General features: G+C 72.1%; 24 protein-coding genes. 21 read left to right on the top strand and 3 right to left on the bottom strand.

Annotated features, from left to right (window positions below):
• Positions 1–26 precede the first annotated feature (26 nt).
• Genes J2S59_RS07585 through flgN form a run of 3 tightly spaced genes read right to left on the bottom strand, consistent with a single transcriptional unit; the run spans position 27 to position 2,775 of the window.
• Positions 27–926: a flagellin N-terminal helical domain-containing protein gene (locus tag J2S59_RS07585; RefSeq protein WP_306824977.1), complete on the bottom strand. Its 900-nt coding sequence runs from the start codon at positions 924–926 to the stop codon at positions 27–29.
• A complete protein-coding gene (flgK, locus tag J2S59_RS07580) occupies positions 923–2,299 on the bottom strand; it encodes a flagellar hook-associated protein FlgK (protein WP_068116955.1) in 1,377 nt (458 codons plus the stop codon). Before flgK ends, J2S59_RS07585 begins: the two co-directional genes overlap by 4 nt.
• Positions 2,299–2,775, bottom strand: coding sequence for a flagellar export chaperone FlgN (gene flgN, locus J2S59_RS07575; RefSeq protein ID WP_068116953.1), 477 nt, complete (start codon positions 2,773–2,775; stop codon positions 2,299–2,301). Before flgN ends, flgK begins: the two co-directional genes overlap by 1 nt.
• A 249-nt stretch (positions 2,776–3,024) precedes the next feature.
• On the opposite strand from flgN, the gene J2S59_RS07570 reads away from it, so the two are divergent.
• The 21 genes from J2S59_RS07570 (at position 3,025) to J2S59_RS07470 (ending at position 20,151) form a co-directional block, all read left to right on the top strand.
• The gene (locus tag J2S59_RS07570; protein ID WP_068116951.1) at positions 3,025–3,906 is read left to right on the top strand and encodes a sigma-70 family RNA polymerase sigma factor; all 882 of its coding nucleotides are present in this window, start codon (positions 3,025–3,027) and stop codon (positions 3,904–3,906) included.
• A gap of 133 nt (positions 3,907–4,039) precedes the next feature.
• Positions 4,040–5,158, top strand: coding sequence for a flagellin N-terminal helical domain-containing protein (locus tag J2S59_RS07565; protein WP_068116948.1), 1,119 nt, complete (start codon positions 4,040–4,042; stop codon positions 5,156–5,158).
• A gap of 162 nt (positions 5,159–5,320) precedes the next feature.
• Positions 5,321–6,652 carry a flagellar filament capping protein FliD gene (gene fliD, locus J2S59_RS07560; protein ID WP_306824976.1) on the top strand — a complete coding sequence of 444 codons (1,332 nt, stop codon included), beginning with the start codon at positions 5,321–5,323 and terminating at the stop codon, positions 6,650–6,652.
• Positions 6,653–6,661: 9 nt separating this feature from the next.
• A complete protein-coding gene (fliS, locus tag J2S59_RS07555; protein WP_246360107.1) occupies positions 6,662–7,078 on the top strand; it encodes a flagellar export chaperone FliS in 417 nt (138 codons plus the stop codon).
• 5 nt (positions 7,079–7,083) lie between these two features.
• Positions 7,084–7,467, top strand: a complete 384-nt coding sequence (locus tag J2S59_RS07550) for a hypothetical protein (protein WP_068117216.1) — start codon at positions 7,084–7,086, stop codon at positions 7,465–7,467.
• A gap of 188 nt (positions 7,468–7,655) precedes the next feature.
• Positions 7,656–8,018 (top strand): flagellar basal body rod protein FlgB, encoded by a 363-nt coding sequence (flgB, locus tag J2S59_RS07545; RefSeq protein WP_068117214.1) that lies wholly within the window; start codon positions 7,656–7,658, stop codon positions 8,016–8,018.
• Entirely contained in the window at positions 8,018–8,410 is a 393-nt protein-coding gene (locus tag J2S59_RS07540) for a flagellar basal body rod protein FlgC (RefSeq protein ID WP_068117212.1), read from the top strand. Before flgB ends, J2S59_RS07540 begins: the two co-directional genes overlap by 1 nt.
• The gene (fliE, locus tag J2S59_RS07535; RefSeq protein ID WP_068117219.1) at positions 8,410–8,757 is read left to right on the top strand and encodes a flagellar hook-basal body complex protein FliE; all 348 of its coding nucleotides are present in this window, start codon (positions 8,410–8,412) and stop codon (positions 8,755–8,757) included. Before J2S59_RS07540 ends, fliE begins: the two co-directional genes overlap by 1 nt.
• An 8-nt stretch (positions 8,758–8,765) precedes the next feature.
• Positions 8,766–10,361 (top strand): flagellar basal-body MS-ring/collar protein FliF, encoded by a 1,596-nt coding sequence (gene fliF / locus J2S59_RS07530; RefSeq protein WP_306824975.1) that lies wholly within the window; start codon positions 8,766–8,768, stop codon positions 10,359–10,361.
• The gene (fliG, locus tag J2S59_RS07525) at positions 10,358–11,380 is read left to right on the top strand and encodes a flagellar motor switch protein FliG (RefSeq protein ID WP_068119142.1); all 1,023 of its coding nucleotides are present in this window, start codon (positions 10,358–10,360) and stop codon (positions 11,378–11,380) included. The genes fliF and fliG overlap by 4 nt, the downstream gene beginning before the upstream one ends.
• Positions 11,361–11,996, top strand: a complete 636-nt coding sequence (locus J2S59_RS07520; protein WP_068119139.1) for a FliH/SctL family protein — start codon at positions 11,361–11,363, stop codon at positions 11,994–11,996. The genes fliG and J2S59_RS07520 overlap by 20 nt, the downstream gene beginning before the upstream one ends.
• Positions 11,993–13,378 (top strand): FliI/YscN family ATPase, encoded by a 1,386-nt coding sequence (locus J2S59_RS07515; RefSeq protein ID WP_181641707.1) that lies wholly within the window; start codon positions 11,993–11,995, stop codon positions 13,376–13,378. Before J2S59_RS07520 ends, J2S59_RS07515 begins: the two co-directional genes overlap by 4 nt.
• Positions 13,375–13,866 (top strand): flagellar FliJ family protein, encoded by a 492-nt coding sequence (locus J2S59_RS07510; RefSeq protein WP_068119136.1) that lies wholly within the window; start codon positions 13,375–13,377, stop codon positions 13,864–13,866. Before J2S59_RS07515 ends, J2S59_RS07510 begins: the two co-directional genes overlap by 4 nt.
• Entirely contained in the window at positions 13,863–14,834 is a 972-nt protein-coding gene (locus tag J2S59_RS07505) for a transglycosylase SLT domain-containing protein (protein WP_306824974.1), read from the top strand. The genes J2S59_RS07510 and J2S59_RS07505 overlap by 4 nt, the downstream gene beginning before the upstream one ends.
• On the top strand, positions 14,831–16,069 hold the full coding sequence (locus tag J2S59_RS07500) for a flagellar hook-length control protein FliK (RefSeq protein ID WP_306824973.1): 1,239 nt from the start codon (positions 14,831–14,833) through the stop codon (positions 16,067–16,069). Before J2S59_RS07505 ends, J2S59_RS07500 begins: the two co-directional genes overlap by 4 nt.
• A 9-nt stretch (positions 16,070–16,078) precedes the next feature.
• Complete coding sequence (locus tag J2S59_RS07495; protein WP_306824972.1) at positions 16,079–16,561, top strand: flagellar hook assembly protein FlgD; 483 nt, start codon at positions 16,079–16,081, stop codon at positions 16,559–16,561.
• Between the two features lie 42 nt (positions 16,562–16,603).
• Positions 16,604–17,446, top strand: coding sequence for a flagellar hook-basal body complex protein (locus J2S59_RS07490; RefSeq protein ID WP_068122259.1), 843 nt, complete (start codon positions 16,604–16,606; stop codon positions 17,444–17,446).
• A 176-nt stretch (positions 17,447–17,622) separates the two neighbouring features.
• The gene (locus J2S59_RS07485; RefSeq protein WP_181642501.1) at positions 17,623–17,946 is read left to right on the top strand and encodes a flagellar FlbD family protein; all 324 of its coding nucleotides are present in this window, start codon (positions 17,623–17,625) and stop codon (positions 17,944–17,946) included.
• 3 nt (positions 17,947–17,949) lie between these two features.
• Positions 17,950–18,717 carry a flagellar motor protein gene (locus J2S59_RS07480; protein ID WP_068124006.1) on the top strand — a complete coding sequence of 256 codons (768 nt, stop codon included), beginning with the start codon at positions 17,950–17,952 and terminating at the stop codon, positions 18,715–18,717.
• Between the two features lies 1 nt (position 18,718).
• Positions 18,719–19,696 carry a flagellar motor protein MotB gene (locus J2S59_RS07475; RefSeq protein ID WP_181642500.1) on the top strand — a complete coding sequence of 326 codons (978 nt, stop codon included), beginning with the start codon at positions 18,719–18,721 and terminating at the stop codon, positions 19,694–19,696.
• Positions 19,693–20,151 carry a flagellar basal body-associated FliL family protein gene (locus J2S59_RS07470; RefSeq protein WP_068124003.1) on the top strand — a complete coding sequence of 153 codons (459 nt, stop codon included), beginning with the start codon at positions 19,693–19,695 and terminating at the stop codon, positions 20,149–20,151. Before J2S59_RS07475 ends, J2S59_RS07470 begins: the two co-directional genes overlap by 4 nt.
• Positions 20,152–20,205 lie beyond the last annotated feature (54 nt).

The raw sequence follows: 20,205 nt of genomic DNA, 5'->3' as shown, positions 1-20,205 counted from the left end.
TGTCGCCGCCACCCCTACCGCTGTGCTCATCGCAGGAAGTCCAGCAGCGACGGCTGCATCACCCTAGCCGTGGCGGCGAGGGCGGCTTGGTACGCCGTCTCCTGCATCTGCAGGTCGACGATGGCGCGCGGCAGGTCGGTCTGCTCGAGGGACGTGAGGTTGGTGGTGAGGGCCAGCTGCGCGTCCTCGGCGGCCTGGCCGGCCTGCTCGATCCGCGCGGCTCGGGAGCCGACGTCAGCGATCGCGGTGGTCATCCGGTCGAGCACCCCACCCAGCTTCTCGATGCCGGCGCGGATCTGGTCGGTGTCCCCGGCACGCAGGGCGGTGGCCAGGGCGTCGAGGTCCTGGAAGACCGTGGTGGTGCCGGGACCGGAGACGCCGAAGACGGCCGCGGGGTCGATGTTGACCTGGATCCGGATGCCCTCGGCGACGGTGCGCGTGACCGCGCCGGGCGTGCCGACATAGGTCCCGTCGGGGTCGAAGGCCACCCGCCCGCCGGTGATGCCACCGAACACCGGCCGGTCGAGGTACGTCGCGTTGCCCAGCGCGACCAGCCCGGCCCGCAGCTGGTCGACCTCGGCGGCCAGCGACTCACGAGCCTGCTGTCCGGCCGCTCCCGCGCTGGCGCCCTGCAGCGCGAGCTCGCGGGCGCGCCGGGTATGGTCGATGGACGCCTGCAGCGCCGAGTCGATCTGCGTGAGCCACCCACGCCCGTCCTCGACGTTGCGCAGGAACTGATCCTGGTCGCTGAGCGCTCCCCGCAGCCGCATCGCGGTCGTGACGTCGGCCGGCGAGTCGGACGGACGGTTGAGGATGCGTCCGGTGGAGAGCTGCTCCTGGGTCTGGGCGAGCCGGCCGAGTGCCTGCTGCAGGGCGGTGTGGGAGCCGCGCAGCATCATCGACTGGGTCACACGCGTCAGGGTCATCGCAGCAGTCCTGTCCGGTTGATCAGCGTGTCCAGCACCGAGTCCACGACGGTGATGACCCGGGCTGCGGCCTCGTAGGCACGCTGGTGGGTCAGCATCGCGAGCATCTCCTCGTCGGTGCTGACTCCTCCCAGCTGGTCACGCGAGGTGTCGATCTGGGAGGTGAGCACCCGCTGGTTGGCAGCCAGCCGCTTGACCGAGGCGACGGTCGAGCCGAAGCCGTTGACCAGCTGTTGGTACGCCGCCTCCCCGCCGCGCAGGCTGCCGAGCTCGTGCGCGTTGGTGCCGTCGCGGTTGGGGCCGCCCGCGATGCCGGAGGCGGCGACCCGGTCCGGATCGGTGAAGCCCACTGCCAAGCTGGCGGCGGGCGCACCCGCGGTGTAGGTGAACAGCGGCGGGCCGGGGTTGCCGGCGGCGTCGTACCCCTCCCCGTGCTGGGCGTTGACCTCGTCGGCGAACTGCTGCGCGACCGCGTCGAGCCCGGCGAGATAACCCGGCAAGGTGGTGTCGAGGAGCTCGATGGTGGCGCCGAGCTCCCCGGAGACCTCGCCGGCGGCCAGGGAGTGCGACGTGCCATGCACGTCGGTCACCGTCACCTGCACCGGCGATCCCGAGCCGTCGACGGTGATCGTGCCGACCTGCTGACCGGCGACGAGCACCGCGCTGCCGAGGGTGACGTCGAGTCCCCCCTGGGGGTTGACTGCTGCGGTGGCACCGGTGAGCTGCGATATCCGCAGCGCGAGGCGGTCCCGGTTGTCGAGGAGTACGCCGTCGGCGGAGCCGTTGAGCCGGGCCACCGCGATGGAGCGGTTGGTGTCGGCCAGGTCGGTGATGAGGGTCTGCACCTCGGTGCCGAAGTCGCCGACGCGCAGCCGCTGGCCGTCCATCTCGTTGGTGACGTTGCGCGCCTGCAGGCTCAGGGCGTGCGCGAGGTTCTCAGCACGCGCGAGCAGCTGGGTGCGCGCGGCACCGTTGCTCGGGTTGTTGGCGACGTCGCCCCACGCCGTACGGAAGGCGGTCATGGCTGCGGCGACGCCGTTCTCCCCGGGCTCACCGATGCCGGTCTCGACCCGCTCGAGCACGGCACGCCGCGTGTCGAGGAAGGACTGCTTGCCGTGCTCCTGGCGCGAGCGCGCGTCGAGGAACAGGTCGGCCATGCGACCGACTGCACCCACGCGTACGCCGTCGCCGACGCCCTCGTAGCGCGACCAGAGGGCCGGCTGGCTCGGGGCGCCGACGGTCTCACCCTCGATCCGGCGCCGCGTGTAGCCCTCGGTGCCGACGTTCGCGATGTTGGAGCTGGCGACGTCCATCCCGAGCTGCTGGTAGCGCAGCGCGCTCAGGGCCGTGTTCAGGCTGGAGAAGGAGGTCATCAGATGCTCCGATCCAGCAGTCGCTGCCGCGGCTCGTCGGCGACCGCCGACCCGTCCGGGGCGTAGCCGGAGGCGCCGTCGCCCAGGGCGAGCAGGGTCTCGCGGGCGGCCTGGTAGCCGGCGGTGAGCAGCTCCCGGTTGGCCGAGGCGAGCTCCATGATCTCCTGGGTGTAACCCACGAACGCCTCGCGGTGGTCGAGGAGGATCGTGCGCCACGGCTCCTCGCTGTGCTCGGCCAGGACGCGCAGGCTCGGGTTGGCGGTCATCCCCAGCGCAGCGGCGGCCTCGTCGGCCGCGACGGCACGCAGGAGCTCGGTCTCGCGCAGGGACTCGAGGACGGCCTCGACCTCGCGCGCCGCACGCGCGAGCCACCGGGTGCGGCCGTTCGCGAGCACGAGTTGCTCCTGCTCGAGGCGATAGAGCAGGGTCTGCAGCAGCTCCCGCTCGCGCCAGAGGATGAGGGACAGATTCTCCACAGCCTTGAGGTCGGCCGCTGTGATCCGAAGGTGAGCGGTTCACCCGCCGATCTTCTGCAAGACCGGCGCGAACGACCGCACGGGCGGGGACACCAGGCGATCCGCGCCCCACCGCTCCGGCGGGTGGCCCCCGTCTAGTTCTTTCGGGCTATGTCCGATTGTCGGGTCGGTCGCGAGTGTGCCGACGGAAGTGCGGTCCTGCGACGACTTGCTAGAAACACCGAAGTTTCCTGACGCAGGGTTCGAGCCATGAGCACGGACATCGCCTCCCCCTCCACGCGTGTCGCCCCCGCCCCGGTGGTCGACCTCGACCGCGACGAGCTGATCACCAGCCACATGGCGCTGGTCGGTCACCTGGTCCGCGAGACGATGTCCCGCGTCCCCGCCCATGTCTCGCGCGACGACCTCACCTCCGCCGGCATGACCGCGCTGGTGCAGGCCGGCCAGTCCTTCGACCCCGCGCGGGGCGTCGTGTTCGCCCGCTACGCCTCCACCCGCATCCGGGGCGCGATCCTCGACGAGCTGCGCGGCATCGACTGGGCCTCCCGGTCCGTCCGGCGCCGGGCACGTCAGCTCGACGAGACCCGCTCGCTGCTGGCCACCCGGCTCGGGCGCGTGCCCACCAACGCCGAGGTCGCGGCCGCCGCCGGTCTGCGCGCCGACGAGGTCAGCGCCAACGACGACGACGTCTCGCGGGCCAGCGTGATGTCGCTGCAGGGCTTCGGCGACACGCCCATCGATGACCTCCTCCCGACGACCGAGGCTTCGCCCCAGGACGAACTCGAGCACCGCGAGCGCCTGGGCTACCTCGTCGACGCGGTGGCCGAGCTGCCCGAGCGGCTGCGCACCGTGGTCGAGGACTACTTCTTCGCCGAGCGGCCGATGGCCGAGATCGCCGCCGAGCTCGGCGTCTCGGAGTCCCGGGTCTCGCAGATGCGGGCCGAGGCGCTCGTCCTGCTCAAGGACGCCATGAACTCCGCGCTCGCCCCGGAGATGGTCGCCGCACCGAGCCGCCCCGACGGCTGCGCGGCACGACGCCGTCAGGCCTACTTCCAGGCAGTGGCGAGCCGGCGTACGGCGAGCGCGCGACTGTCGCTGGTGCCGTCGGAGTCCTTCGAGCGCACCGCCTGACCGATCCGGGAGCCGGCGCGGAGAAACTCCTCGCCCGGATCCCTCAGGTCCATCGACACCCGGACGATCAGTCCGGCACAGGAGCCCACGGACGGGCCCCTATCTCGACTCAGTCATCCAGGAGGGAATAGTCATGAGTCTTCGCATCAACCAGAACATCGACGCGTTCAACTCGTACCGGAACCTGTCGGTCACCCAGGGGCAGATGAGCAAGTCCCTGGAGAAGCTCTCGAGCGGCTTCCGCATCAACCGCGCCGCCGACGACGCGGCCGGCCTGGCGATCTCCGAGGGCCTGCGCTCGCAGGTCGGCGGACTCAAGGTCGCCGTCCGCAACGCGCAGGACGGCATCTCGGTGGTCCAGACCACGGAGGGTGCGCTCACCGAGGTCCACTCCATCCTGCAGCGGATGCGGGACCTCGCGGTGCAGTCGTCCAACGACTCCAACAACGCCGACGCACGGGCCAACATCGCCGCCGAGGCGTCGCAGCTGACCGCTGAGCTGACCCGTATCGGCAACTCGACCAACTTCAACGGCACGAAGTTGCTCGACGGCTCGACCAACAGCATGACCTTCCAGGTCGGCGCGGATGGTGCCAACAGCAGCAGCATCACCGTTGACCTGTCGTCGGCCAACGTCGCGGCAGTCGCCACCGCGCTGGGCAGCGGAGGCGCAACCGGCGCTACCTTCACCGTCGATGCCGCGGCCGTCACCGGCGCCCTCGCGTTCACTGACGGCACCGTCACGCGGACCGTCACAATGGGTGCCGTCGGCGAGGCCAAGACCGTTCACGACGTCGCCAACGCCCTGAACGCCGACACGGGCTTCGCGGACAGTTTCGTCGCTGCCGTCGACGCCAACAACGAGCTGGTCGTGCGTTCTCTCACCGGTGAGGACGTTGCGCTGACCGCCCCGGGCACCGGCATTGCGGCCGGCACCGCAACCGACCCCGGCATCTCGTTCGCCAACAATGCCGACGCCCGTTCGTCCATCGCTGCGCTGGACGCTCAGATCGCAGGCATCTCCACCGCCCGCGCCAACCTGGGTGCCTACCAGAACCGGCTCGAGCACACCATCAACAACCTCAACGTGGCAGTCGAAAACCTGACCGCCTCCGAGAGCCGGATCCGCGACACCGACATGGCCGCCGAGATGATGAACTTCACTCGGGCGCAGATCCTGTCGCAGGCCGGTACGGCGATGCTCGCCCAGGCCAACCAGGCCCCGCAGGGCGTGCTGCAGCTACTGCGCTGATCCTGACGCGCGGGGACCGCCACACCCGGTCGGCTCCCGCATGCCCAGCGCACCTCTGACCACCTGGGCGGGAGCGGGTCATCCGCTCCCGCCCGGGCAGTCACCCCGGCGTACGCCGGACCCCGGGACCTGAGGTCCCACCAGTTCGCCCGAGGAGGACCGATGGCCACCAGCAGCATCAGCGGCGTGGCAAGCGGGCTCGACACCGCGGGGATCATCAACCAGCTCATGGCGCTGGAGGCCGTGCCCCAGGCCAAGCTCAAGTCCCGCGTCACCAGCGAGCAGTCGGTCATCACGACGCTGCAGGGCCTCAACACCAAGCTGGCCCAGCTCACGAGCCGCGCCGAGGAGCTCACCAAGCCCGACGGCTGGCGTGCGTACGCCGCCACCTCCTCCTCCGCCGCCGTCACCGTCTCCACCGGGACCGGCGTCGCGCCGGCCGGCTTCGCCCTCACCGTCGAGGATGTCGCCCGCACCCACCAGCTCGGCTTCGCCACCGCTGCCGCGCTCGGCGACGTCGTGACCGGGAGCGGCACCACCGTGCTGCTCGACCGTCTCGACGGCACCGGCCCGGTCGCCATCGACGCTGGCGACGGCACCTTGTCCTCGCTCGTCGCGGCGATCAACGACCCCGCCAACGAGACGGGTCTGCGCGCGACCGCGGTCCGCGTCGGCGAGGGCTCCTACCGACTCCTCGTGGAGTCCGCCACGACCGGCGCCGCCCAGGACTTCACCCTGACTGCCGGCGACGGCAGCACCCTGCTCGGCGGCGCGACCGTCCGCGCCGGCACCGATGCGCGCATCGACCTCGGCACCGGCATCACCGTGACCTCGGCGAGCAACACCTTCGCCGACCTCGCACCCGGCGTCAGCGTCACGCTCGGCGCCGACGCGGTCGCCGGCACGACGGCCACCGTCGACGTGCGCGTCGACAGCTCGGGCCTCGCCGGACGCGTCCAGTCCTTCGTCGCCCAGCTCAACGGCGTGCTCGCCGACATCGACGCAGCCACAGGGAGCGGCACGCGAGCAGGGGCCCTGTCGGGTGACTCGCTGGTCCGCGGGATCCGCCAGAACCTGCTCGACACCGTCTTCCCGGCCGACGGCACCTCGATGGCGGATCTCGGCGTCCAGACCGACCGCACCGGTCGGCTGGTCTTCGACGCCGACGCGTTCGCCACGGCGTACGCCGAGGACCCGGCCGCCGTGACCGAAGCCTTCACAGCACCGACCACGGGGTTCCTCGCTCGCGTCGAGGGCGTCGCGAGGTCCGCGAGCGACCGCCACGACGGCACCGTCACGCAGGCGATCAACGGCCGCAACCAGACGATCACCCGGATGCAGGACTCCATCGAGAAGTGGGACCTGCGCCTGGAGATGCGGCGTACGACCCTGACCCGCCAGTTCACCGCCCTGGAGACCGCACTGAGCCAGATGAACAGCCAGTCGAACTGGCTGGCCGGCCAGATCTCCTCCCTCACCAACCAGCGAAGCTGAGGTAGCGACATGTATCAGTCCATGTCCGGGTTCTCCGGCGGAGTCGGCGGCCAGCAGGCCGCCCGTGCGGCCTATCTCGACGCCTCCGTCGCCACCGCCTCGCCCGCCAAGCTGCTGGTGATGCTCTACGAGCGGCTCGTCCTCGACGTACGCCGCGGGCTCGAGGCGCAGCAGGCCGGCGATCTGCAGGCAGCGCACAACCAGCTCGTGCATGCCCAGGAGATCGTCATCGAGCTCCGCTCCAGCCTGCGCACCGAGGTCTGGGACGGCGGGCCGGCTCTCGCCTCCATCTACGACTTCCTGCACACCCAGCTGATCAAGGCCAACGTCGCCAAGGACCCGGCCATCACCGAGAGCTGCCTGGCGATGGTCACCGACCTGTGCAGCGCCTGGCGCGACGCCGCCCTGCAGTCCCAGGCGACGTGAGACCGATGGCGCCCGCTCCCGAGCCGTCCTCCCACTCCGACGACGCGACCAGGTCCGACAGCCGGGTCGAGCGAATGACCGCGCCGTCGAGCTGGCACCTCATCTGGGAGACCGAGCTCGACCGGATCGAGCTGGATGTCCGGATGGCCGAGCGGATGCTGCGCTCCGCGGACCCGCAGCCCCTGGCGGAGTGGGCGCCGCCGGCGATCGCCGTCCCCCTGCCCGAGGACCTCCTCCCCCGCGCCCGCCTGCTGCACGAGCGCCAGCTCGCCGTCGCGCACGCCCTCACCTCACGGCTCGCCTCGACCGTGCGGCACCAGGCGCTCACCGACCGGATGCGTGAGAACACCCCGCCCGACGTCCCGGTCTACGTCGACGTCTCGGCCTAGCCAGACCGGGTCCTCGACCGATCGGACGAGCTCGACGGGACCTTGGTCCCGGTTCGGTGGACCCTCCTCAACTGGACCGGCCGGGTGCCGACAGGGAGCACCGAGCGCAGGAGGCGCTCACCTCGCCGACGGATCGGCACCGCCGTTCCTTGTGGTCTGACCACGAGGACGAGGAAGAAGGTCCGTGCATGCCCGTGCTTGCCTCCGATGCCGTCGCCACCGCGCTGCACAACGCGTTGAACGGGCTCTCGCTGCGGCAGAACGTCATCGCCGACAACATCGCCAACATCGACACGCCCCACTTCCGGGCGACGAGCGTCGACTTCGAGTCCGCCCTGCGCGGCGCGATCGCCGACGGCTCCCTCCAGCCGGGCGCGACGACCGGCGCGGCCGCCACCGCGACGAACACCCCGGTCGGTCCCAACGGCAACAACGTCGACCTCCGCAAGGAGACGATGGCGGCGATGCAGTCGGTGTTCCAGTACCAGATGCTGTCCCGGGCGATGAGCGATCGGTTCACGTTGGTCAAGACCGCCGCTGGGGCCATGTGATGAGCGCCTTCCACCTGCTCGGTGTCGCCGGCTCCAGCCTGGGGTTCCACCAGACCTGGCTGGACGCGCTCGCCCACAACATCGCCAACGTCAACACCGTCCGCTCCACCGAAGAGGACGCCTTCCAGGCGCAGATGCTGGTCGCGCGGTCGCGTCCCGGCGGTGGTGTCGAGGTTGCCGGGATCGTCACCTCCGACCCCGACGGCCGGGTCGTGCACCAGCCCGACCACCCGCTGGCCGACGCCGACGGCAACGTCCGGTTGCCGGAGGTCGACATGCCGAGCCAGATGAGCCAGCTGGTCATGGCCCAGCGGGGCTTCCAGGCGAGCGTGTCGGTGACCAAGAACGCCCAGGACGTCTACACCAGCGCGCTGCAGATCGGGAGGCAGTGATGAGCGTCTCCGGCATCGAGGGCTTCACGCCGTACGTCCCGCCCCAGCTCGGGATCGGTGGCGCGGGCCCGATCGGCACGACCGGCACCACGACCGCCAGGGGGGCCGCCGACGCCGCGTCGGGCGTGGAGTTCGGCGAGCTCGTACTCGACAACATCGACCGCCTCGAGTCGCTGCAGGACCGCACGGACCAGCTGGCGGTGCAGGCGGCGACCGGTGACCTGACCAATATCCACGACTACACGATCGCTGCGACCGAGACCCAGGTCGCCACCCAGCTGACCGTCGCGGTCCGCAACAAGGCCCTCGAGGCGTTCCACGAGATCATGCGGATGCACGTCGGATGAGGTCGCGGATGACGGTGGGCCTGGAACGGTTCGCCGCGACCTTCAAGGAGTTCACGACCGGACAGAAGACGGTGGCGATCCTCGGCACCGCCGCTCTGGTGCTGGCGGGCGCGATGATCTTCCGGTGGGCCGCAGCGCCCAGCTATGCACCGCTCTACAGCGGCCTCGCCCCGGCCGACGCCTCCGCGGTGGTCGACGAGCTCACCGCGCAGGGCGTGCCCTACGAGCTCACCGCCGGCGGTACGACGGTGATGGTGCCGCAGGGCTCCGTCTATGACACCCGGATCGCGCTCTCGGGCAAGGGCCTGCCGTCCGGTGGGGACAACGGCTACTCGCTGCTGGACAACCAGGACCTGTCGACCTCGCAGTTCAAGGAGCAGACCGACTTCAAGCGGGCGATGGAGGGCGAGCTGTCCCGGACGATCCAGGCGATCGACGGCGTGCAGAGCGCCGTGGTCCACCTGGCGATGCCACCCAAGCAGGTCTTCTCCGACCAGCAGGACCCGACGACCGCCTCGGTCCTGGTCGGTACGCGGGCCGGCACCTCGCTCGAGCCGCAGCAGGTGCAGGCGATCATCAACCTGGTCTCGTCGTCCGTCGACGGCCTCAAGACCGACAACATCAGCGTCACCGACTCCACCGGACGGGTCCTCGCCGCGCCGGGCGGCTCCGCCGGCGCGGCGGCGAGCACCCAGACCCAGCAGGTCAGCGACTTCGAGCACCGCATCAAGCACCAGGTCCAGTCGATGCTCGACCGGGTCGTCGGAGCCGGCAACTCCACTGTCGGGGTCACCGCCGATCTCAGCTTCGACAAGGCGACCACCGAGACCGTCCGCCACTTCGGCAACGCCGACACACCGGCGCTGTCGGAGTCGGTCGCGACCGAGGAGTACTCCGGGGTCGCGCCCAACGCGGGCAGCACCGGTGTCGTCGGGCCGGACGGGCAGATGGACTCCGACCTGGCTGCCGACGACGCGACGACCGAATACACCAAGCGCAACGCCACCACCGACCGTGCGGTGGACCGCACCACGGAGGTGCGCGAGGCCGCCCCGGGGAGCGTCCGGTCGCTGCACGTCGCGGTCGCACTCGACTCGCGCTCCCTCAACGGCACGGACCCGCAGGTGGTGCAGGACCTGATCGCCGCCGGCGTCGGCATCGACGACGAGCGCGGCGACACGGTCGAGGTCAGCGCGGTGCCGTTCGACCGCACCGCGGAGGAGGCCGCCGCTGCGGAGATCGCCGCGGCCGAGAAGGCAGAGCGCGACGCTGCGACCCGGGCGATGCTGCGCAACGGCGGCCTGGCGGTCCTGGTCGCACTCGTGGTGATCCTCGCGGTGATCCAGGCCCGACGTGCCGCCCGGCGCCGCGAGACCGCCACCACCTACATGGTCGAGCAGCTGCGCCGCGATGCCGAGGAGCGTGCGGCCCTCCAGGCCTCGGCTGCGACCGCGGTCGAGACCAGCCCGGCGCTGGCAGCCCTCGAGCAGGCCGACAACGACCTCAGCCAGGAGGTCCGCGACGAGATCGCTGACCTGGTCGAGCGTCAGCCCGACGACGTCGCCGCCCTCCTGCGCGGCTGGTTGGTGGAGAAGGGCGGATGACGAACCTGCTCACCACGACGACGACGGAGGGCGTGCGCAAGGCCGCCATCCTGCTGATCCAGCTCGGACGCGAGCGCGCGTCGGCGCTGCTCTCGCAGCTGGAGGACCACGACGTCGAACGGATCACCGCCGAGATCGCCCGTCTGGAGCGGGTCGACCCGGAGGAGTCGAGCGCCGTCATGGTCGAGTTCCGCGACCTGCTGATCGCCCGTCGGCACATCTCCCAGGGTGGGCTCGCCTACGCCCAGCAGCTCCTGGAGCAGTCCCTCGGCACCGAACGCGCCGCCGAGATCCTCGACCGGCTCAAGGCGGCGGCGGTCCAGCTGCCGTTCCAGTTTCTGCACCGGGCGGACCCCGCGCAGCTGCGCTCGTTCATCATCGACGAGCACCCGCAGGTGATCGCGCTGGTGATGGCGCACATGACCCCGGACCGGGCCTCCCTCCTGCTGTCGGGGCTCCCTCCCGAGACACAGGCCGAGGTCGCGCACCGGATCGCGACGATGGACCGGACCTCACCGGAGATCGTGCGCGCCGTGGAGAGCACGCTGGAGCGCAAGCTCTCCTCGATGCTGCAGCCTGCGGAGATGTCCCGCGTCGGTGGGCTGGACCCGCTGGTCAACATCATCAACCGCTCCGACCGCTCCACCGAGCGGCAGATCGTCGCCGGCCTGGAGTCACTCGACCCCGAGCTGGCCGACGAGGTCCGCAGCCGGATGTTCATGTTCGAGGACGTCGTGCTGCTCGACGACCGTTCCGTGCAGATGGTCCTGCGTCAGGTGGAGACCAGCGACCTCACCCTCGCGCTCAAGGGCGTCACCGACACCGTCCGCGACAAGATCACGCGCAACCTCTCCCAGCGCGCCGCCGAGACCCTGCTCGAGGAGGTCGAGCTGCTCGGACCGGTCCGGCTGCGTCAGGTCGAGGAGGCCCAGCAGGCGATCATCCGCACCATCCGCCAGCTCGAGGAGCAGGGACAGATCGTGGTCAGGAGGGGCAACGATGACGAGTTCGTGGACTGAGGACCTCCCCGATCTCCGCGCGGGCACCTGGACCCGGCTCGGCGACCCCGGCGTCCTCGGCGATGCCGTCACCGAGCAGCTGTTGACCGGCCTCGCCGCCGAGGCGCGCGCCGCTGCGCGCTCCCAGGGGTACGCCGTCGGGTGGGCCGAGGGCCGTCGTCACGCCGAGGCCGAGGCCGCCGACCTGGCGGAGCAGGTCGCCGCCGAGCGGGCCGCCCTGGACGCGCGCCGCGACGCGGAGCACCGCGCTGCGCTGGCCGCGCTCGAGACCGCCGCCGCGCGCCTGCACGACACGGTCGCCGCCGTGTGCGACCAGGTCGCCGACCGGGCCGTCGAGGTCGCGCTCCAGCTCACCGAGGCGCTGCTCGGCCGTGAGGTCGGGGCTGCGGACGCCGTACGACGAACCCTCGAGCTGCTGCCCGCCGAGCCCGTCGTGCGGGTCCGGATGGCATCGGCCGACGCCGCCGCCACCGATGCGGCCGACCTGCCGGCGACCGTCCGGGTCGTCCCCGACGCGACGCTCACCACCGGCGAGGTCGTGCTGGAGACCGACGAGCAGGTCATCGACGGCCGGTTCAGCACCGCGTTGCTCCGCGTCCGGGAGGCCCTGGCATGAGCACCGCCGCCTCCTTGCGCCTCCCGGGACTCGACCAGCTCGCCGTCGAGCGCGTGCGCGCCGCGCGGGCCGTCGCCGCGCCCGTGACGCACGGGCGCGTCAGCGAGGTGCTCGGCCTGCAGCTGCGGGTGCGCGGAGTGGAGGCGGGCGTGGGCGACCTGGTCGAGGTCCTGCCGTCGTACGGCGGTGCCGGGGGCCAGCCGCCGGCGGGTGGTGCGCTCGCCGAGGTGGTGGCCGGGGACCGGGACGGTCTCGTGTGCCTCCCCCTCACGGCGACCGCCGGGTTGCGCACCGGCATGCCCGTGCGCGCCACCGGCGGGCCGCTACGGATCCCCGTCGGCGTGCAGCTGCGCGGTCGGGTGCTCGACGGCCTGGGCCGCCCCATCGACGGGGGCCCGGCCCTCGACCATCTGCCCCACGTCGGCATCGACAACCAGGCTCCTGCGCCCCTGGACCGCGCGCGGATCACCCACCAGGTCGGCCTCGGCGTGCGCGCCCTCGACGGCCTCGTGCCCTGCGGACGCGGCCAACGTCTCGGCATCATGGCCGGCTCGGGCGTGGGCAAGTCCACGCTGCTCTCGATGGTCGCGCGGGGCACCGAGGCCGCCGTGTCGGTCATCGCCCTGGTCGGCGAGCGCGGTCGTGAGGTGCGGGAGTTCATCGAGCACGACCTCGGACCGGACGGGCTGGCGCGCTCGGTCGTCGTGGTGGCGACCTCCGACGCGCCACCGGTCGAGCGCCTGCGTGCCGCGTTCGTCGCGACCCGGATCGCGGAATGGTTCCGCGACACCGGGGAGGACGTCGTCCTGATGATGGACAGCCTCACGCGCGTCGCCATGGCCCAGCGCGAGGTCGGCCTGTCTGCCGGCGAACCGCCCGCGACCCGCGGCTATCCGCCCAGCGTGTTCGCCCTCATGCCCCGCCTGCTCGAGCGGGCCGGACCGGCGGCGACCGGCTCGATCACGGGGCTCTACACGGTCCTCGTCGAGGGCGACGACCTGCAGGACCCGATCGGCGACACCGCGCGCTCGATCCTCGACGGTCACGTCGTGCTCACCCGTGCGCTCGCCACTGCGGGACACTTCCCGAGCATCGACGTGCTCGAGTCGATCTCCCGCGTCACCAACGCGGTCACCACCCCGCAGCAGCGTGCCGACGCCACACGGTTGCGCCGCCTCCTGGCCGCCCACCGCGACGTGCGGGAGCTCGTCGAGATCGGCGCCTACGTCGCCGGCACGGACGCCGACGCCGACACCGCGCTCGCGCTGATGTCCCAGATCGAGCAGTTCCTGCGCCAGGACGTCGAGGACACCGTGCCGGTCGAGGAGACCTGGCGCCAGCTGCACGAGCTGGTCGGCTCGGTCCCGGAGGTCGCGGCATGACCCACCTCGACGACCGCGGCCTGCGTGCCGTCGCGCGGGTCCGCTCCGTGCGCGAGCAGGACTCCCGCATCGGTCTGCAGCAGGCTGTCGCACAGGTGCGCGAGACCACCTCGGCGTTGGTCGTGCTGGAGGAGCAGCTCGAGTCCGGCGTCGAGGCCCTCGGTGTCGCCCGGGGATCGTTGGCGGACTTCCGCGCCCTGCAGCTGGGTGTCGACGCGCTCAACCGCCGCGTGCACGAGTCCCGGTCGTCGCTGCTGGCTGCCGAGGTGGTGGCGCGTGCGGCCCGCGACCGGTGGGCCGCCGACCACAGCCGCCTGCGGGCGGTCGAGACCCTGCTCGCCAACCGAGCCCTGGAGCGCCGCCGCGAGGCGGCTCGCGCAGAGGCGCGCGAGCTCGACGACGTGGCCGGTCGCGGCTGGCTGCGCGGTCGTCGCGCAGCCACCGAGCGGGCGCGCTCCTCGCGCCACAGCAGTGGGGGTGCGGCATGAGCGTCGCCATGGTCCAGGCCCGCATCAGCGAGCTCCAGCGCGAGTTCGCCCTGCTCGCCCCCGCGCGCCCCACCGGCGGCGCGACCGCCACGCAGTTCGCGGCGGCGATGAGCGCAGCTGCCCTTGCGTCGAGCGCCGGCGCGCCGGTCGGTGGCGCCGGCGCGGCCGGTGTCGTCGCCGAGCAGGCGGTCGTCCGCACCGCCGAGAAGTACCTCGGGGTGCCCTACGTCTGGGGTGGCACCGACCCCGCGACCGGACTCGACTGCAGCGCCCTGGTCCAGCGGGTGTACGACGACCTCGGCTACGACCTGCCCCGGGTCAGTCACCAGCAGGCACAGGCCGGCCGAGCGGTCGAGGGCGGCCTCTCCGCCGCCCGCCCCGGCGACATCCTCGCCTTCGGCCACCCCGTCAACCACGTGGCGCTCTATGTCGGCGACGGCCGGATGATCGAGGCGCCACGACCCGGTCTGGCCGTCCGCGAGACCGCGGTCTCCGCGACCCCGGTGGCGATCCGACGGATCCTGCCCGACGTAGCGGCCGGCACCCTGGGTCCCGCAGCGGTGGACGCCGCATCGTCGACCACGCCCACGGCGGCCCCGTTCGCCTCCCTGTTCGCGCGGGCCGGAGCGGCGTACGGCGTGGACCCCGCCCTGCTCGCGGCCGTGGCCAAGCAGGAGTCCGCCTTCGACCCCGGTGCCGTCAGCCCGGCCGGCGCCCAGGGGCTCATGCAGCTCATGCCGGCGACTGCGCGCGGGCTCGGCGTGAGCGACCCGTTCGACCCAGCCCAGGCCGTCGACGGTGCAGCGCGTCTGCTGCGGGACCTGCAGAGCCAGTTCGGCCGCGTCGACCTGGCCCTCGCGGCCTACAACGCCGGACCTGGGGCGGTGCTGCGCTACGACGGGATCCCGCCGTATCCGGAGACCCGGCAGTACGTGCAGCGGATCCTGACCGACCTGGGGCAGCGATGAGGAGCACGATGATCGGCGGCTCCCCGGTGGTACCGCTTCCAGGTCCGCCCACCGAAGCGGGTGCGCATGCGGGTGCGACGTCCGGTGACGTCGACTCCCCGACCGCCCCCGGCGCGTTCGCCGCGCTGCTCGCGACGTTGGTGGGCGAGGTGACCGCGCGCCCCGCCTCCACACCCGCCGCACCCGCCGCCGCACCCGTCGCGGGGACGGCGGAGGCGGCCCCCGAGCAGCCCGCGGAGGAGACCCTGGTCGCGACGGTGGTCGTGACGACCGTCGCCGAGATGCCCATGGCGACGCCCCAGGGGATGCCCGCGACCCCGCCCGCCACCCCGCCCTCCGACGGCGTACCGCTCCGGGTCCCCGAGCCCGGTGCGCCCCTCGCCGCGACTGCCGTGCCGTCCCCGGGGACGACCGCAGCCCCCACCGCCCTGATCGCCGCCGACCCACCGAGCATCCGCCCCACGGGTGCCGCATCCCTCGGTGCACCCGTCGCTGCAACCGTCGCTGCACCGGGAACGGAGCAGACGGCCGGACCGGCCATGGCACAGGCCACCGGGCAGGCCACCGGACAACCCTTCGTGCCGACCGCGCGCATGGCGCCGACCGGTGAGCCGACGTCCGCCGCCCCCGCCCCCGCCGGCATCGCGCTCCCCGCGCTGAACGCCGCTGCGACACCGGGTGCGGCTCCGGTCGAGGCCGGGCCGGCGACGAACGGCTCGGTCGCCGACCAGGTCTCGCGGGTACTCGACGCCGAAGTCGCCCGCGTCGTGCAGCGCGGCGACGGCACCCACCGGATCTCGCTCACCCTCCACCCCGCGTCCCTGGGGCAGGTGCAGGTGACGCTGACGGTGCGCGCCGGGGCCCTCACGGTGACCCTCGCCGCGGGTCCGGAGGCGCAGGCGGCACTCGGCGCGGACGGCGCCGAGCTGCACCGTCTGCTCGGGCGAGCCGTGAGCGGTCCGACCGAGATCGTGGTGCAGCAGCTGCCCGGATCGCCCTCGAGCGCCCAGCCCGAGCCCACCGCGTCCGGCGGCTCGACCGCGGACGACGCCGGCCAGGGGCGCGGCCGGGCCGAGGCCGACACCCCCGACCACCACCACGCACGGACGCGTGGTGGCACTCCGCCCTCCACGGAGCACGCCAGGGACGGCGATTCCAGGGAGCACCCGACCGCGGGCGCTCCGTCGATCCGATCCGGCACGCGTCCCCTCACCGGGGTCGACGTGCGGGTGTGAGGAGGAGCGGTGTCGATCTCCGCGACCGAAGGGGTCGGGCCGAGCCTGTGGGGGCTCGGTGCCACGACCTCGGCGAAGACCCAGCAGGACAAGGACATGTTCCTCCAGCTCCTGGTGGCGCAGCTGCGCTACCAGGACCCGATGAACCCGACCGACTCGAGCCAGTTCCTCGCGCAGTCCGCGCAGTTCACCTCCCTGGAGAAGATGGAGGAGGTCGCTGCGCAGACCGCCGCGATGGTCCAGGCCCAGCTCGCCTTCGGCGCCAGCAGCCTGGTCGGCACGACCGTCACCTACGCCACCGGACCTGCCGGTGACGACGGCAGCCCCGCCCCCACCGCGACCGGCGTCGTCGACGGGGTGACCTTCGGCTCGCAGGGCCCGGTGCTCTCGATCGACGGCACCGACGTCGCCCTCGCCGCCCTCCACACCGTCACCCGGCCCGGCATCGGACCGGACGCCGGCACGGCAGCTGCCACGCCCGCCGACGACTGACCTGCACGACCGACCCGACCGCACTCACCCAGAGGACACCTCATGCTCCGTTCACTCTTCGCCGGCATCTCCGGGCTCCGCGTCAACCAGACCATGCTCGACGTCACCGGCAACAACATCGCCAACGCCAACACCACCGGCTTCAAGGCCAGCACCACCGTCTTCCAGGACACCCTGAGCCAGATGCTGACCGGGGCATCGCCGGGCAGCGACGATCGCGGCGGCACCAACCCCATCCAGGTCGGCCTGGGCGTCCAGGTCGCCAGCGTCAGCACCAACTTCCTGCAAGGCTCCACCCAGACGACCGGCCGCTCCACCGACCTGATGATCCAGGGCGACGGCTTCTTCGTGGTGCGCAAGGGCAACGAGGAGCTCTACACCCGCGCCGGCGCCTTCACCTTCGACGAGTCCGGCACCCTCGTCACCCCGCAGGGGTCGCGCGTCCGGGGGTACGCCGTCGACGCCGGCGGCGCCCCCACCGGCCCGTTGGTCGACATCACCCTCGACACCGCCGGTCTCGGCCCGGGCGTGACACTGTCGTCCTACAACTTCGGCTCCGACGGCGTCCTGCGCGGCGTGTTCTCCGACGGCACCCAGCGTGCCATGGCACAGCTGGCGATGGCCGACTTCAACAACCCCATGGGGCTGGAGAAGGTCGGCGAGACGGCCTACCGCGCCAGCGCCAACTCCGGGCCGGTGCAGCTCGGCGTCTCCGGCGAGGGACGCAACGGCACCTTCGTCGCCGGCGCTCTGGAGATGTCCAACGTCGACCTCGCGGCCGAGTTCACCAACCTGATCCTCGCTCAGCGCGGTTTCCAGGCGAACTCCCGAGTCATCACCACCTCCGATGGAGTCCTCGAGGAGCTGGTGAACATCAAGCGCTGAGCGTCCCGCCGCTCCGCGCTGCTGGCCGCCGGGGCCGGCCGTCCACCCAGGGACGGCCGGCCCCGCGGTTGTTTTCACCGTTCCCTCAGGTCGGCGGCGACCCGGCCGATGAGAGGTGCCGACAGGCCACGGACGGCCCGTCGTCTCGGCAGTCAGCACAAGGATGGTGCGCCTCGATGATCATGCTCACCCGTCTCACCGGGACGGAGTTCGCGCTCAACTCCGACCTGATCGAACGCGTGGACGCCACGCCCGACACCGTGATCACGCTGGTCGACGGCAAGAAGTACCTCGTCCTCGAGACCATCACCGAGGTGGTCGCCGCGGTCCGCGCCTACCGCGGCCTGCTGGTCAGCCAGTCCGCCGACCCCGGCGCCGGCTCGGTCGTCACGCCGGCGGTCACCCCGGCCGTCACCGCCACGTCCCAGCCCGGGCCCGAGGGCCGCCACCTCGCGGCGGTCCTTCCCGCGACGCGGCCGCGGCTCGACGGCGAGGGCTGAGCGATGGATCCGGCAACCCTCATCGGTCTCGGTCTGGCGTTCCTGGTCATCGTCACCGCCAACATCCTCGAGGGTGGGCATCCGGCAAGCCTGCTCATGCTCCCCCCGATGCTGCTGGTCTTCGGCGGCACCATCGCCGTGTGCCTGGCCGGGGGGACACTGCGCGACTTCAAGGCGTCGGTCCTGGCGTTGAAGCGGGCGTTCACCGCGAAGATCCGACCGGCCTCGGACGTCATCCCCACGGTGGTGTCACTCGCTGACAGGGCCCGCAGGGAGGGTCTGCTCTCCCTCGAGGACGCGATCGGCGAGCTGGACGACCCGTTCATGGTCCGCGGCGTCACCCTCGCCGTCGACGGGACCGACCCCGACGAGCTCCGCGACATCCTCGAGTCCGAGGTGGCGGCCAAACGCGCCGACGACAAGCAGTCGGCGAAGTTCTTCACCGACGCGGGCGGCTACGCCCCCACCATCGGGATCGTCGGCACCGTGATGAGCCTCGTGCACGTCCTGGAGAACCTGGCGAAGCCCGACGAGCTGGGCCACATGATCGCTGCGGCCTTCCTGGCCACCCTGTGGGGCGTCCTGTCGGCGAACGCCATCTGGCTGCCGATCGCCGCGAAGCTCAAGCGCGTCAGCGAGCTCGAGTGCGCGCGGATGGAGATGGTCATCGAGGGCGTGGCAGCCATCCAGGCCGGCTCCAACCCGCGCATCGTCGCCCTGAAGCTGCGCTCGTTGCTGCCCGCCGACCAGGCCGAGACCGTGGCGGCGTGACGTGGCGCCGCGCTCTCGACCCCGTCGTCGTCGTGGCCCCCACGAGGAGGAGCACGAGAACCACGAGCGTTGGTTGGTGTCCTACGCCGACATGATCACCGTGCTCATGGCGCTGTTCATCGTGCTCTACGCCATGAGTCAGGTCGACGAGACGAAGTTCGAGGAGCTCAAGGAGAGCCTGGCCGCCGGCTTCGGCAGCCAGGCCGACATGCGTGGCTCGCCGGCGGTGCTCCAGGGGCAGGGCCCTGCGGTCATGTCGGCGGTGATGCCGATGCCGGTGCCGGCCGCCGAGGTGCAGCACCAGCAGGACGGCGTACGCCCCGACCTGGCGGCGTACGTGCTCGACGACCCCGCCCGGCGTGAGCTCGGTCGCCAGCAGCAGCGCAGGTACGCCGAAGCCTCCGCGGAGGCCGAGCGGCTGGCCGACGTCGCGCGGCGCATCACCGCGGCACTGCGCCGGGCCGGCTTGGCCGACGACGTGCTGATGCAGGTCGACGAGCGCGGCCTGGCCATCAGTCTGGTCTCCGAGCACGTGGTGTTCTCCGCGGACCTCGCCACCCTGACGCCCCGGGGCACGCGGGTCATCGACACCCTCGCCCCCATCCTGCGCGACCTGAGCGACCCCCTGCAGATCGACGGGCACACCAACCAGGTGGACGTTCGGCCCAAGTACTACCCCACCGACTGGGATCTCTCCTCGGCGCGGGCGATCACCGTCCTGCGGCGCCTGCACGAGGTCGGAAGGGTCCCCCAGGAACGCATGGTCGCCAGCGCGCACGGCAAGGAACGCCCACTCCTCGACCCCTCGCACCCGCGGTCACAACGGGTCAACAAGCGGGTCGACGTCGTCGTCCTCTCCGCACTCGACGCCGAGAGCCGCCAGCTCCTCGACGAGGTCTCGGACCTCGACATCCCCGGCGCCCTCGGCGCGTCTCCCGAGCGGCGCACGCCCCCGTCCGACAAGGAGGTCCGACCGTGACCGTCACGGCCATCCCCCCGACCAAGCCCCGCGCCGAGGCCCCGCCGGGCGCGCCGCCCCCGGCACCGAGCGGGAAGCGCCGGCTCATCAGCATCGTCGTGGCGATGCTCATCGTCGCTGGTGCGGCGTACTGGTTCCTGCGGCCCGCACCGCTCCCGGCCGACGCTGCCCCCGTGCCCGGGGAGGTGGTCGCCCTCGAACCCATCCAGGTCAACCTCGCCGGTGGGCACTACCTGAAGATCGGCATCGCCCTGCAGCTGAGGGCCGAGGCGCCGGAGACCGACGGCAGCAAGGCGCTCGACGCGGTGATCGACCTCTTCAGCGGACGCTCGATGAGCGAGCTCGCCTCCGCCGACAACCGCCGGGCGCTCAAGGACCAGCTGGCGGTCCGCCTGGACGAGCTCTACGACGGTGAGGTGATCGAGCCGTACTTCACCGACTTCGTGACGCAGTAGCCCACTGCGACACCCTCCGAGCCTCCTGCTCGGGACCAAGGTCCCGGCCCTGAT

This window comes from Nocardioides massiliensis, assembly GCF_030811215.1.
Lineage (GTDB): Bacteria > Actinomycetota > Actinomycetes > Propionibacteriales > Nocardioidaceae > Nocardioides_A > Nocardioides_A massiliensis.
This window is presented reverse-complemented; position numbering and strand designations above follow the sequence as displayed.

What these genes read in the sequence shown, in the direction of transcription:
- J2S59_RS07585 (WP_306824977.1), bottom strand. Translation starts at nt 926, where the DNA reads ATGACCCTGACGCGTGTGACCCAGTCGATGATGCTGCGCGGCTCCCAC.
- flgK (WP_068116955.1), bottom strand. Translation starts at nt 2,299, where the DNA reads ATGACCTCCTTCTCCAGCCTGAACACGGCCCTGAGCGCGCTGCGCTAC.
- J2S59_RS07570 (WP_068116951.1), top strand. Translation starts at nt 3,025, where the DNA reads ATGAGCACGGACATCGCCTCCCCCTCCACGCGTGTCGCCCCCGCCCCG.
- J2S59_RS07565 (WP_068116948.1), top strand. Translation starts at nt 4,040, where the DNA reads ATGAGTCTTCGCATCAACCAGAACATCGACGCGTTCAACTCGTACCGG.
- fliD (WP_306824976.1), top strand. Translation starts at nt 5,321, where the DNA reads ATGGCCACCAGCAGCATCAGCGGCGTGGCAAGCGGGCTCGACACCGCG.
- fliS (WP_246360107.1), top strand. Translation starts at nt 6,662, where the DNA reads ATGTATCAGTCCATGTCCGGGTTCTCCGGCGGAGTCGGCGGCCAGCAG.
- J2S59_RS07550 (WP_068117216.1), top strand. Translation starts at nt 7,084, where the DNA reads ATGGCGCCCGCTCCCGAGCCGTCCTCCCACTCCGACGACGCGACCAGG.
- flgB (WP_068117214.1), top strand. Translation starts at nt 7,656, where the DNA reads ATGCCCGTGCTTGCCTCCGATGCCGTCGCCACCGCGCTGCACAACGCG.
- J2S59_RS07540 (WP_068117212.1), top strand. Translation starts at nt 8,018, where the DNA reads ATGAGCGCCTTCCACCTGCTCGGTGTCGCCGGCTCCAGCCTGGGGTTC.
- fliE (WP_068117219.1), top strand. Translation starts at nt 8,410, where the DNA reads ATGAGCGTCTCCGGCATCGAGGGCTTCACGCCGTACGTCCCGCCCCAG.
- fliF (WP_306824975.1), top strand. Translation starts at nt 8,766, where the DNA reads ATGACGGTGGGCCTGGAACGGTTCGCCGCGACCTTCAAGGAGTTCACG.
- fliG (WP_068119142.1), top strand. Translation starts at nt 10,358, where the DNA reads ATGACGAACCTGCTCACCACGACGACGACGGAGGGCGTGCGCAAGGCC.
- J2S59_RS07520 (WP_068119139.1), top strand. Translation starts at nt 11,361, where the DNA reads ATGACGAGTTCGTGGACTGAGGACCTCCCCGATCTCCGCGCGGGCACC.
- J2S59_RS07515 (WP_181641707.1), top strand. Translation starts at nt 11,993, where the DNA reads ATGAGCACCGCCGCCTCCTTGCGCCTCCCGGGACTCGACCAGCTCGCC.
- J2S59_RS07510 (WP_068119136.1), top strand. Translation starts at nt 13,375, where the DNA reads ATGACCCACCTCGACGACCGCGGCCTGCGTGCCGTCGCGCGGGTCCGC.
- J2S59_RS07505 (WP_306824974.1), top strand. Translation starts at nt 13,863, where the DNA reads ATGAGCGTCGCCATGGTCCAGGCCCGCATCAGCGAGCTCCAGCGCGAG.
- J2S59_RS07500 (WP_306824973.1), top strand. Translation starts at nt 14,831, where the DNA reads ATGAGGAGCACGATGATCGGCGGCTCCCCGGTGGTACCGCTTCCAGGT.
- J2S59_RS07490 (WP_068122259.1), top strand. Translation starts at nt 16,604, where the DNA reads ATGCTCCGTTCACTCTTCGCCGGCATCTCCGGGCTCCGCGTCAACCAG.
- J2S59_RS07485 (WP_181642501.1), top strand. Translation starts at nt 17,623, where the DNA reads ATGATCATGCTCACCCGTCTCACCGGGACGGAGTTCGCGCTCAACTCC.
- J2S59_RS07480 (WP_068124006.1), top strand. Translation starts at nt 17,950, where the DNA reads ATGGATCCGGCAACCCTCATCGGTCTCGGTCTGGCGTTCCTGGTCATC.